At 66.3% G+C, this 12,759-nt stretch carries 6 protein-coding genes; 1 reads left to right on the forward strand and 5 read right to left on the reverse strand.

The features are described 5' to 3' along the window. Positions 1 to 44 precede the first annotated feature (44 nt). The 5 genes from AB0J36_RS06570 to AB0J36_RS06590 all read right to left on the reverse strand — a co-directional run bounded on the left by AB0J36_RS06570 (position 45) and on the right by AB0J36_RS06590 (position 11,348). The gene (locus tag AB0J36_RS06570) at positions 45 to 3,221 is read right to left on the reverse strand and encodes a type I restriction endonuclease (protein ID WP_363660158.1); all 3,177 of its coding nucleotides are present in this window, start codon (positions 3,219 to 3,221) and stop codon (positions 45 to 47) included. Then, entirely contained in the window at positions 3,218 to 5,110 is a 1,893-nt protein-coding gene (locus AB0J36_RS06575; protein ID WP_363660159.1) for an AIPR family protein, read from the reverse strand. Before AB0J36_RS06575 ends, AB0J36_RS06570 begins: the two co-directional genes overlap by 4 nt. Positions 5,111 to 5,792: 682 nt before the next feature. Then, complete coding sequence (locus AB0J36_RS06580) at positions 5,793 to 7,106, reverse strand: restriction endonuclease subunit S (protein WP_363660160.1); 1,314 nt, start codon at positions 7,104 to 7,106, stop codon at positions 5,793 to 5,795. Then, positions 7,103 to 9,151 carry a class I SAM-dependent DNA methyltransferase gene (locus AB0J36_RS06585; protein ID WP_363660161.1) on the reverse strand — a complete coding sequence of 683 codons (2,049 nt, stop codon included), beginning with the start codon at positions 9,149 to 9,151 and terminating at the stop codon, positions 7,103 to 7,105. The genes AB0J36_RS06580 and AB0J36_RS06585 overlap by 4 nt, the downstream gene beginning before the upstream one ends. 70 nt (positions 9,152 to 9,221) lie before the next feature. Continuing rightward, entirely contained in the window at positions 9,222 to 11,348 is a 2,127-nt protein-coding gene (locus tag AB0J36_RS06590) for an N-6 DNA methylase (RefSeq protein WP_363660162.1), read from the reverse strand. A gap of 182 nt (positions 11,349 to 11,530) precedes the next feature. On the opposite strand from AB0J36_RS06590, the gene AB0J36_RS06595 reads away from it, so the two are divergent. Further along, positions 11,531 to 12,757 (forward strand): DNA sulfur modification protein DndB, encoded by a 1,227-nt coding sequence (locus AB0J36_RS06595; protein ID WP_363660163.1) that lies wholly within the window; start codon positions 11,531 to 11,533, stop codon positions 12,755 to 12,757. The last annotated feature ends 2 nt before the right edge of the window (positions 12,758 to 12,759 follow it).

A 12,759-nucleotide genomic window follows, 5' to 3' on the forward strand; every position in this document is an offset into this window, starting at 1 on the left:
GCGTCACCGAAGGTGACGCGGCGCCCCTGGACGATGGCGACTCGTCAAGCCGCGTCGTCCACCACGCCCTCCTGCCGGCGGATCATCTGCCAGGCGGCGCTGCGCGCGCTGCGGTTGAGCGAGCTGCGGAAATTCTGCTGCGGATCGAAGTACTTGCGCCCCAGGTCGGCAGTTGTGTCGAAATGGTCCATCATCTTGTCCTCGAAGACCGGGTCGAAGACGTGGCCGAAATTTTCCTCGTCGTTGGCGACGGCGGCCAGCCGCACCTTCGGGTCTGCGAGCGCCTCGTGGAAGGGCTTGATGACATCCTGCTCGGTGAATTCCGTGGCGTGCTTCGCATTGAACCGGTCGATGAGTTCTGACAGCAGTGACTTCTCCGACTCCTTGGCGCCGCCCGATCCGTCGCCGAAGCCCTTCATGTCGGTCGGCCCTTCCGGCACCAGGCTGACGTCGTGCTCGCCAGTCTTCTCCACCCGCAGGTGACTGAGGTCGATCTCACCGACGTCCACCCCGCCGTCCTCACCGCGGGGCAGCCGGTTGAGCAGGTGTCGTCCATAGAGGTACAGGCGCTCCAGTTCGGCGTCGATGTAGGTGACGATGCCGGAGAGGAAGCTGTATTTGCGGACATAGTCGTTCAGGTCGGCCCGGAAGGTCTCGGCCGTCTCCTGCTCGTCCTCGTCGTCGCCGTTGAGCAGGTCCGCGAAGCGGGTCACCCCAGGATCGAGGTGCCGGTACAACTCGGCGTGGAGCTTCTCCCACTTCGTCGTGTTGCCGGCGGTCTGTCGCTGGGCGGTCAGGTAAGCCGTCGCGAACGCCTGCATTTCCTCATCGACGAGGACCGGCGCGGACATCACCTTGCTCTGGGCCGTGTAGAGCAGGTTGGGGTCCGAGGGCAGAGTGGCGGCTTCCTCAAAGTACGGGCGGAAGGCGTCCTTGATCTTCTCCGCGTCGTTGACGAAGTCCAGCACCGCCAGGTCGGACTGGCTCTTGCGCTCCGCGGTGCGGTTCAGGCGGGAGAGGGTCTGCACGGCGGCGATGCCGTCCAGCGTCTTGTTGACGTACATCGTGGTGAGCAGCGGCTGGTCGAACCCGGTCTGGTACTTCTCCGCGACCACCAGGATCCGATACTCGGGCTGTCCGGCTCGGCCGGCTTGGGCAGCCTTGTCGTCGGCGCGCGTGTAGGCGAACGCCTTCGGCAGGGCGCTCTCGGGCAGCCCGCCGTTCTCCTTCGCCTCGGTGATTTCCTCACCGTCGTAGGTGAGGGTGCCCGAGAAGGCCACCAGGACGCCCGGGTCGGGGTAGCCGAGGTCGCCGAGGTACCTCTTGATCGACCGGGCCATCTGTACGGCCTGCGGCCGGCCTGAGGTGACCACCATCGCCTTCGCCCGTCCGCCAAGTCTTCCGGCGGTGTGCGTACGGAAGTGCTCGACGATTACCTGCGCGTGCTGGGCGACGGTCGAGTCGTGGGTGAGCGCGTAGCGGGCCAGCAGCGGGTTCGCCTTGGTCGGATCGACCTTTCGTTCGTCGGGGTTGCCGTTGACGAGCTTCCAGTAGGTGTTGTAGGTGACGTAGTTGCGCAGCGGATCGAGAATGAATTTCTCCTCGATGGCCTGCCGCATCGAGTAGGTGTGGAACGGGTGGTACTTCCCGTCTTCGCCGAGCGTGCCGAAACCTTCGAGGGTCTTGTGCTTCGGTGTGGCGGTGAACGCGAAGTAGGAAAGGTTTGCGGCCCGCTGCCGCTTGCGCGCGTTGGCCTTGAGTTGCGCCTCGACGTCCGGTGCGGCCGGCGCGCTGGTCGCGCCCGGGTCGTCGGAGTCGGCATCCAGGCCCAGGTCGCGCAGCACCGCGCGGACCGAGGCAGCGGCATCGCCGGACTGGGACGAGTGCGCCTCGTCGATGACGATCGCGAATCGTCGGCCCTGGATCTCGGTCGGATTCTGCTTGAGGTACTCCTCAAGCGCCGGGAACGTGTGGAGCGTGACGGTGACGATCTTCCCCGTTTCGCGCCCAAGGGCCTTTGCGAGCTGCTCGGACTTCGATCCGTGGTTTTCGTCGATCTTCACCACCAGGCCGGCAGTCTGCTCGAAGCTGCCGACCGTCGCGCGGAGCTGGGCGTCGAGGTTACGCCGGTCGGTGATGATGATGACCTTGTCGAAGACGGGCGAGCCCGGCTTGAGGCCGGCCTCGACCGCGCCCGGGTCCAGCTCGGCCACATCACCGTTCGCGTGCAGGGACGACAGGCGGTGGCTGAGCCAGGCAATGGTGTTCGACTTACCCGATCCCGCCGAGGCCATGATCAGATAGTTGTGCCCGGCCCCGTGCCGCGCCGCGTGCGCCGTCAGCTTCTTCACGGCATGCCACTGGTGGTAGCGGGGGAAGATCAAGGACTTTCGGGTACGCCCGTCCGCACTCTTCTCCTTGTGCAGGTGGACGAAGCGCTCCAGCAGGTCGAGCCAGTTGTCCCGTTGCCAGATCTCCTCCCACAGGTAGGAGGTGGGGTACTTCCCGTACTCCGTGGCCGGGGGGTTGCCCTCGCCGCCCGGTCGTCCCGGGCCCTCCGAGCCGGTGTTGAACGGCAGGAACCGCGTCGGCTTGCCGCGTAGCTGGGTCGAGACGAAGACCAGGTCCGGGTCCACGGCGAAGTTGGCGATTACCCGACGGGAGAAGATCAGCTCGGTCGGATCGCGCTCGGTCCGGTATTGCTCCATGGCGTGCTCGACACCCGAGCCGGTCAGCGGGTTCTTCAGCTCCGCCGTGGCCAGCGGGATGCCGTTGAGGAACAGGGCCAGGTCCAGCCGGTTGCCCCGGTCGGCCTGCTTGGTGGCATACGCCAACTCCCGAACGACGGTGAGCCGGTTACGTCGGTAGTCGGCGAGGATCTCGTCCGACTCCACGAACGACGGCTTGAAGTAGGCGACCCGGATGCGCACGCCGCGGTCCTTCACCCCCTTCCGGAGCACGTCGAGCAGCCCGTCGGTGGCGATCGCCTGGTCGAGGCGCTTGACGAACCCGCGCTGCGTGGCGTCCCGGTCGCCGCCGTAGGAGGTGACCAGGTCCTCCCACTCTGCGGCCTGAGTGGCGCCGATGAAGGTGAAGAGCTGGTGGGTGTCGAGGCCGAGGTCAGCCCGGTAATCGGAGGCGCTGCCGTCCTCCCACCCACAGACGAGCAGAGAAGCGACGATCGCATCACCGAAGGCGACCTCATGATGGATGGCGCTCATGCGTCCTCGCCGAGGTCGTCGTCGTTTCGGGTGTCCTGTGCCAGCCTCCAAAGGGACGTCCCCTCCGCGTCGCACCACCGGGCAGGTCCCTGGGCGGCGACGGGTGCCTTGCTCCACTCTGCCAATTGCCACATCTTTTGCACCAGCCCGGAGGGGGAGTAGCGCTTCCCGTCGGCCGCCCAGAGCAGTGGTCGCACCCGTTGGTTGACCCAAGTCGCGGTAGACCGAGCCGGATCTGCGGCGAGCCAGGCGGCCATCGCCTCCCGCTCGGGCTGGCCGATAGCCCGGAAGGTCAGTGGCGTGCCCTCCGCGAGCCGGTTGGCGTCGACCAGGGTGGGGACGGCATTGCGTCGGCGCTGCCTCGGGACGTTCCGCACCGGTCGGTACTCCTGTGGCAGGTCGGGGACCGGGGCACCGCTTCGCAGATCTTGCAGCACCAGCCCGGCGAGGATGCGACAGGGCTCGGGCTCGGAAAGCGTGCTGGACACCAACTGCTTTTTGAACTCGGCGTCGACGTGGTGAACGAGCCAGTCCGTAGCACGTTCGACGATATTGGGCACCTGGGTGAGGGTCGCATCCCAGTCGGTGTCGGGCTCGTCGATGTCGTCGAGGTCCAGGTGTTGGAAGACGATGTGCGCGATCAGCCGGTTGCCGCGTTCCACGATCGCCTCGGCCCGGGCCTGACGGTCCTTCGCGGTGCGTTGGAGTGTGGCGTCGACCTCCCGCAGGATGAGGACGCTGCGCCAGATCTGGTAGGCGGAGGGTTGGTCCTGCTCGTTGAACAACAGGTGGTAGGCACCCTGGGTGCCTTCCTCCCACAGCCGGTCCGCACCGAGTTTGGCGCGGACAGCGAGGTCAGAGTTGCGGTGGGCGCAGGCCAGCGCGACGGCTGCGACCTCCACCGAGCAACCGCTGTCGGCCGAGGGCTCCGGCTCACCGCGCTTTACCATGTAGGTCTTCTGCAGCGAGAGAAGGAAGTCCTGTTTGATGCGCTGCTGCACGGGGTCGAGAGCGACGAAGTCGCGCCGCTCCACCCGGTTCTGGGTATTCGTGGCCGTGGTCACTGCGTCGGCGAAGCCCGGCGGGCAGTTCTTGAGTGAGATGACCCTGACGGTGACGTAGCCGTCGGCGACCGACTCGGGATCCTTGCGGAACGCCCGGTGGATCGCGTGGACGGTCTGGGCGCCGTTCACCACGCTGGCCCCGTCCAGATGAAGCGTGACCGGCGACCGCCGCGCGCCACGCTGGAAGTATTCGGGATCCACCGTGTCGCAGAGCACCGTGATTCCGTTGTTGAAGAACCAGAAGTTGTGCGGGTCGGCGGTCAGCGTGTCTATCAGGCCTTGGTTGACCTGTGTGATGCCCAATGGCTTGCGGATGTTGCGGTCGAAGAGACGGTCCTCGTGGGTGTCGTACCACTCAGCGATGTCGGCGACCGAGACGATCCCCTGGAAAGCCTCGTAGGGCTCGGTGACCCTGATCCAGTCCTGCATCCTGGCGGTCAGCGGGATGGGCGGCTCGGCGAAGTCGTTGCGGACCACCTCCCAGATGTCGCGGGCCAGGTAGGTGCGCTGGCCGAGCATGTTGCCGAACTGGTTGAACTCGTCCTGCGCGTCGGTGAGCCGCTGCACGACGTCGGCCGCAAGTGGCTCGGTCCGCATCACGGTCGGCACCAGGGTGATCTTCGACCCCCGGTTGCTGAGCACTGCGGTCACCTGGTCCGCGAGATTCTGGAACCGGACGTTGAACCGGTCGAACATTCGCGCGTCTATACAGCGGAGACCTTCGATGAACTTGAGCGCGTCAGCAACGACGAACTTCCCCTTGCCGCTGTCACTCCACTTGGACTGGACCAACCAGAGATGCGACGCGTTCTTGTCGATGGCCACCGCATCGATGCCGATGTCGTCCCGGCCATCGATGACCGCCTCGGCGGCGGCTGCCGAGTCGCAGCCGGTCAGGTCACGGACCGTCAGGGCGGCCAGCGCTCTCGACAGGAAGGCCTGCTCGCGATCGACGGCTGACTTGTTGGCGAGATCCTCGACGTCGATCAGCCCGTCGAACTCCCGCAGGAGTGCGTCCCGAACCTGTCGGACCTGCGTCTTCGGGGCCGTCTCATGGGGCAGCGCGTCAGACGCCGCGGGCTTCCCGCTCACTCGATTTCCTCACTGCCGACCGTCACTGTCATTTGCCGCACGTCGCGTTGGACGGACCCGAGCGCGCCGGGACGCGGCAGGGCGGATGCGTCTTGGCCGGGCTGGCATGCGCCGCGCAGCGTCTTGCGCGTCGATCACCGAGTCAACTGATCTTGGTGCGCGTGCGCCACCTATGGTAGCGGCCGTCGTGGATTTCCGAGCCCGCCGAGAAAGCCCTGTCGGGAATTGAACGCTTGGCTTGCGCAGTGATCCACTGACGCTGCGCGGCCATCGTGGCCCGGGGGAGCAGGGTTCCGTGTGCCCCATCGTCGGCGGCGGTGCCCATGAGGGCGAGGCGGCTGCGGCACGCAATACCCGCGCGACGGCGATGGTGGTGGACGGGGCCGCAGCCCCTGTGGGCCGGGTGGCAGGTGGGTCAGTCCTCGATTCCTCGACCGCTGGCGGTGGATACATCGACTTGGCCAGAAACGGCGGCAGTGATCAGAGCGGTTCGACGTTCGCTAAGCAACCGCTCTCTAGCTCGAAGAAGTGTCGATTCATATCGAACTTCATCTTCGAGCTTTCTTAGCGCTGTGACGATCTGATTCTGGGCTGGGCGGTCGGGTGCAGGGATTCGAAGTTGTCTGATGAGCTCTTGGCTAAGGTTTGGTTGTCCGGCTCCAAGTGCGAGTCCTACGATCCCCTGCTTGTGAGCACGGAACCAGTATGCGGCGTAGTCCTCGCTAATGGGCCCAGTCGGAATCAGGGCGCAGCATGCTTGATTCAAGCATGCATCAATCCGGAGAATTCCAACCTTTCCCTTGGTTGCACCTTGTCCGTACAGGGCTACTACAAGGGATCCCGCCGGTTGAATCTTCAATGCCGGGAAGTCTGTTAGCGCTGCGGCGGTCACCGACTTGTCACATTCTTCTATCTGGCCATCGTTGATGTCCGCACTGTTTACCCACGGGTAGGAGCCGCCGTAGTATTCGGGGCGATCCGAGGTAGGAGTGGTGCCGCTCCCTGACCTGAAGGCATGGCTCACCTTATGGAGTTGCCATTGCTGATTCATCTCCGGCATCCACGCGATGCCGGTTTCTCGACGCGGGCCGTTGCCGGTTGTCGTTGCCAGCCGAATCGACTCGTTCAGGCGTTCGCCTAGGAGGATGACCTGGCTTCTTGTCCTCAGCTGCATGCCATCGACGCGATCCGTCTCGGCGTCAAGAAAGTCAGCAATGCGGCGCTGCTCTTCGAGTGGCGGCAAGGGGATTGGTGCTCGCGCGAGCCTTTCGCTGTTCAGCTCGATCTGATTGGTGGCTCCGACGACGAGTGCCGAGTAGATATGCCGTTGGAAAGGCTCTGACCGCAACCAGTAGTATCCGAATCGTGGATAGACGATTTCTGGGGAGAAGCGAGCGATTGTTATATGGCTGTCGGCGACGCATGGGGTGTTGTTCGGCGAGCCGCGGAAGTGTCCGACTCGCCCGAGCGTGCCTGTGCCGGTCGAGTTGATGATAACGTCTTCTGATTTGAGGTAACCCTTCAACTTGCTGGGGTCACCGCAGTAACTATGAAACTTTGTACGCGACCAATCGATCCCGGCATCTTGATTTGCCGCCTGGCTGAGAGCGACAACCGGACCGACCTCAACGTAATCCGGTGCCGATCCGCGGTTCAGCAACGGAGTTGCTCGCTTGAGCGGTGAGACCGTCCAGTGCGCCGGCAGGGGTAGCCCGAAAACTTCAGTCACTCGGTCACCTCACTGAGGAGAGCTTGAATCTCGGCTTCCAGAGCCTTCAATTCGGCGTCGATCTCGGCGAGTGGCCTCGGGGGTTTGTAGACGTAGAAGTGGCGGGTGAAGGGGATCTCGTACCCGATCTTCGTCTTCTCGTGGTCGATCCAGGCGTCCGGGACGTGTGGAAGCACCTCGCGACGCAGGTATTCCTCGACGTCCTCGTCGAGCGGCACGTTCTCGTAGTCGCGTAGCTCCGGGTCGGGCTCGGGGCTGCCCTTGACGAGCTGCACCTCGCCCTCGGGGTCGCGTACCCCGACGATGTCCCGCATCGCCTTCTGGAAGGCGGTGCCGGAAGGCCAGAGCACGCCGGCCTCGGCCATCGCCTTCCGCAGCGCGTCCCACGCCGCCCGCTTCGTCGTCCAGACCTGCCCGATCAGCGGCTTCAGCGCGGCGGCCAGTGCGTCGGCGTCCGACACCTTGTGGATTGGCTTCGAGGCGGCCAGCGCGGTGAGCGTCTCGTCGGTGACCTCGAAGCGGAGCTTCAGCGGGCGTTCGACGGTGATCCGGCGGTAGCCGAAGTCTTCGTTGGCGAAGACCTTCACCTTGCTGTGCTGTGGGTGGTCGGGGTCGTTGGCGGCGTCGAGCGCCTCCGCGTACAGCCGGGTGATCTGCTTGATCTGGTCGGGGGTGACGAGCTTGCGCTTGTCGCCTAGGGACTTGCGCATCTTGGCGAACTGGTCGCGGGCGTCGAGCAGGACGACCTTGCCGCGGTGGCCCTTGGCCTTGCGGTTGGTCAGGATCCAGAAGTACGTGGAGATGCCGGTGTTGTAGTAGAGCTGATCCGGCAGGGCGACGATGCCCTCCAGCCAGTCGTTCTCCAGGATCCACTGCCGAATCCGGGACTCGCCGGACTCGGCTGCCCCGCTGAAGAGTGGGGAGCCGTTGAAGACGATGGCGACGCGGCTGCCGCCCTTGCCGTCGGCGGTGACCGGTTTCATTTTTGAAATCATGTGCTGGAGGAAGAGCAGCGAGCCGTCGTTGATTCGGGGTAGCCCGGCGCCGAACCGGCCGCTCTCCCCGAGAGTCTCGTACTCGGTCTCGATCTCGTCCTTGACCTTCTTCCAATCCACCCCGAAGGGTGGATTGACCAGCAGGTAGTCGAAATGGGCGCCGCGGTGGCCGTCGTCGCTGAACGAGTTGCCGAACTTGATGTTCTCTGGGTCCTGCCCCTTGATCATCATGTCGGATCGGCAGATCGCCCACGACTCCGGGTTGAGCTCCTGGCCGAAGACGGTGACGGTCGCGGACGGGTTGTGCTTGGTGATGTGCTCCTCGGCTGCCGAGAGCATGCCGCCGGTGCCGCAGGCCGGGTCCATCACCGTACGGGAGGTGCCCGGGATGCTCAGTGCGTCGTCGTCGGGAGCGATGAGCAGGTTGACCATCAGCTCGACGACTTCACGCGGAGTGAAGTGGTCACCGGCGGGTCCGTTGGACTGCTCGGCGAAGCGCCGGATCAGCTCCTCGAAGACGTACCCCATCTGATGGTTGGAAACGTTGACCAAGGGCTGGCCGTCGTCGTCGGCGAGGATCTCGCCGGTCTTCTTGTCGCGCTGGTAGGGGTGCAGGTCGAGGTCGGCGAAGCGTCCGACCACTCGGTAGAGCAGGCCTGCGCTGTCCAGTCGCCGGACCTGTTGGGGGAACTCGTAGCGCTCCATCACCTCCTGCGCGTTCTCGGAGAAGGCACCGACGTACGCGATCAGGTGCTTCGCGGCCTGAGCGGAGTCGTTGGCGATCGACTTCAACGTGTAGCCGCTCACGTTGTAGAAGCTGCGCCCCGAGGCTCGGCGCAGGAACCGGCCGACGTCGACATTTTGATCCTTGAGCCGGTCGTACTCGGTCCGGACCTTGTCGCGGTTGGAATCGAGGACGCACTCCAGGCGGCGCAGCACGATGAACGGCAGGATGACCTTGCCGTAGTCGGACGGCCTGTAGTCGCCGCGGAGGAGGTCGGCTACCGACCAGGCGTGGTTCGCCAGTTCGGTGTGCTTGCTGCTGTTCAACGGGTTCCTTCCGCTGTGCCCCGCTCGGAGCGGGTGGGGACTGATGTTCTCGTTTGTGATTCGACCGGTGTCAGGTCGAGGGTGGGGCTGTGTCTGGTGGGAGCAGCGCGCCGCCGGTGAGGCCGGCGGCCAGGGTGCGGGCTGCCTCGTCGGCGAGGCGATTGGCGATGTCCGCCGCGGTTCGGAGCGCCTGGAGTTGGCGGAACGCCCTGCCGTACCGCTGTTGCTCGGCAAGGGGAAGCAGGGGAATCCGCAGCCGTCGCGGGTCGACGCGGACCACGGTGGTACCGGACGATGCGACGCTGAGATTGTCCTCGGCGGCGAGGAACCCGGCGAGAAACCACGGGTCGAGGCGGGCAGGATCGGGACGCAGGAGATGGAGGTGTCGGCCGAGGAAATGTCCGGCGTCGCGGGCGTCGGCCACGCGGGCGGTGCCCACGCCTTCGTGCAGCATCTCGGGGACGATGACATCCCCTGCTTGGATGGTGACGTCCTCGTCCGAGGGCTCCTCCTCGGCGGCACCCGAGGCAGGCCGACGGGACACCACGTCCCGGGCGGTGAGTGTTCGGGGTAGCTCGGATTCAGCCACGGCAGGGGTTGCGCTACGAATCGCCGCGGGCGCGCGAAGCAGCGTGAGGGCGTCACCCCGTAGCAGGTCAGCGACGCTGGCGGATCGCCAGGACCGTGGATCAGCTCCGGCGGGAGGCCAGGTGTGACCGCCGGTGAGAGCTACCAGCCCGGTGGCTGCCCGCCGCAGCCGGCTCCTCAGCTCGTACGCCATCTCGGCGAGTTCGTCGGGCTTGGCGGGCACGGGGGCGGCACGGACGTGGCGGGCGGGGGTGAGGTCGACCGCCTCGTCGAGAAGGTCAACAACCGGGACGGCGCGCGCGACCCCGGGGATGGGGTCGAAGTTGTCCGGATGCCGGTCGAAGTCCTTCCAGACGTCGAGCGCAGAGTTGCGGACCGCGGACCAGTCCGGCATGGAGCGCCTGCCCGGTGCGTCATCGGCGCTGGTGGTCGCGGCGCCGGCGGTGTCCACAAAGAGAACGGTCGACGGCAGGGTCGCCTGCGGTTGAGGTCGTTCCAGCAGCCACAGCTGAAGGCCGATGTGCAACGGTTGAGCAATCCCGACGGGCAGAGCGAGGACCGCTCTTAATGCTCCGTGACGGACCATCTCGGCCCGGATCCGCCGCCCCGCCGGCCGAAAGGCGGAACCAGGCGGCATGAGCAGGACAGCACGGCCGCCAGGGGCCAGGTGCCCGAGGCAATGCTGCAGCCACGCCAGTTCCGGCTCACCCTTCGGTGGCAGGCCGAACACCCACCGCTGGTCGTACGCCAGATCCTCGTGACCCCACTCGCGGTGGCCGTAGGGTGGCGCGCAAAGCACGGCGTCGGCGGTCAACGCCGGGAACGCGTCATCGCGCATGGTGTCCCCGACTTCGACCTGTGCTTTCGTCTCGTCGGCTTGAACGGCGAGGCGAGCGGCGGCCTGCGCGGCCACCGCCGGCACCAGGTCTTGGCCGTACAGCTCGCGTGCCCCGCGCGAGGCGGCCGCCAGAAGCAGGCCACCGACCCCGCACGCGGGGTCGAGGACCCTGTCCGGGTACGGCTCGCTAGGGCCGGCGAGGAGTTCCGCCATGAGATCGGCGATGGGTGCTGGTGTCCGGTAGGCGCCGCTGGCCTTGCTGTCGGTGGCATCGCCCTCGGCCAACACCTCCAGCGTCTGCGTCGTGCCCTCCTCAGCGCAGCAGCGTAGGAGCGCGCGAAGCAGCTCGGCTTCCTCGGGTTGATAGAGGAGGTCGCCGGTGCCGGGGATGTCGTCGGCGTACGACCGGCTTGCCTTCTGGGCCCATGTGGACAGTTGGTCATCGGGAAGCCCGGCGGCTTTCTCCGCCTCGGTGTCGGCAATGCGACTCGCGGCGACAACGAGCGGCAGCAGTCTGCTTCGGTGGGTGAGGTCGGTTGCGCTGGTCCGGAGGGCTGTGCGCAGGTCATCGGCGGGAGAACTGGCAGGTAGTTGGCCGCGCCCGGCGAGCCAGGACCGGACGGCGTCCAGGTCGTACGCCGGGCTTGTCTCAGTCCCGCCGGACGGGGTGGGGAAGTCGGAATGACGTCGACGCCAGTTGCTCACCGTGGCACGCGTGACGCCGGCCAGCCGGGAGATCTCGGCGGCGGTGACCTGGGTGGGCTGCGGCATGTGCGTCCTGTCAGTTGCGCTGCTGTTCGCCGCTCACCCTACACGAGGCCGGCAGCGTTTAAACGGTTTGACAGTGCTTTCGGTGTTGGCTGTGCTAGAGTTGTTTTCACCCAGGCCGGTCGATCTGCTCGACCGGCCAGCGATTCCCCCTTCCCCAGGCACCCCCTTCAGGAGGACTCTCCGTGTCCATCACCATGCCGTCCGCCGCTGTCGAGGGCATCCAGCTGACCGTCACCCCCTTTCGTGCCGACGCGGTGATCGGCACGATCGGGCTGCCCGCGCTCCTGCAGCTCGTCCCCTCCCCGAAGCTGGAGGAGGACAAGCGGGCGATGAAGTTCTCGCCTGGGGCGATGCGCCGCCACGCCGAGATTCGGTCCCTGGTCCAGCGCACTCTCAAGTCGACCCAGAAGGGCCGCAACGTCGCCGGCTACGCCCGCTACATCGCCTCCGGCATCAACGGTGACTTCGGCTCCGGCTGGTCGACCCCGCCGATCACCCTGTGGCTCGCTGGCGAGCCCGGCGCGGTCAGCGAGGAACTCGTCCCCGGCAGCGGCATCCGGAAGATCACCCTTCTCGCCGGTTCCCCGGTCGTCGCGATCGATGGCGAGACCCAGGTGACCGCCTTGCACGAGCTCTACGACGACCCCGAGCAGTACGGCACCACCCACGAGGCCCTCGGGGCGGTCCGACTGCCGTTCGAGCTCTACTGGGGACTCGGCGTCGAGGACGCGCGGCAGATCTTCTACGACCGCAACGTCGAAGGCGTACCGGTGGCCAAGAACCTCGCCATGTCCATGGACCAGCGCGACTTCGGCACTCAGCTCGCGCACCGCATCGCCGAAGCCGTCAAGGTCGAGAACGACGGCAAGATGATCCCCTTCAGCAAGCTCGTCCAGTCCCGCAAGCGGCAGCTCACCAAGGCCGACCCCGAGCTGCTCACCCTCTCCGCGCTGCGGGTCCTCGTCGTCACCACGATCTACGGTCGGGCCGGGCTCGGCCAGTCCTCGTCCACCATCCGCTCGACGGACCTCCCCACCGGAGTGACCGCCGAGCAGATCGAGCGCCGCGTCGTGCCGCTGCTGTCGGCCCTGCTCAGCCACCTCTACCCGCAGCTCGCTGCCCGGTCTGCGGCCTCCGCGCCGGCCGTTCTGGCCGGCATCGGCATCGCCGCCCACCAGGCCACCGACTGGGCCACCGCCGGGATCCCGCTCACCGAAACCGACCTGCTGAACCTGCTCTCCGGCATCCGCTGGGAGCGGGAGGCCCGCTACTGGGACGGCATCGCCGCCAGCGCCAACGCCGCCGGCGTCCTGAACTTCGGCGGCGGCGCCAAGGACTCCGGCGGCCGGGTCGCCGACGCCGTTCTCTACCCCGACACCGAGAGCGGCCGCAAGATCCGCGGCCAGTAACG

The organism is Micromonospora sp. NPDC049662, from assembly GCF_040675055.1.
In the GTDB taxonomy this organism is placed as follows: domain Bacteria; phylum Actinomycetota; class Actinomycetes; order Mycobacteriales; family Micromonosporaceae; genus Micromonospora.

What these genes read in the sequence shown, in the direction of transcription:
- AB0J36_RS06570 (WP_363660158.1), bottom strand. Translation starts at nt 3,221, where the DNA reads ATGAGCGCCATCCATCATGAGGTCGCCTTCGGTGATGCGATCGTCGCT.
- AB0J36_RS06590 (WP_363660162.1), bottom strand. Translation starts at nt 11,348, where the DNA reads ATGCCGCAGCCCACCCAGGTCACCGCCGCCGAGATCTCCCGGCTGGCC.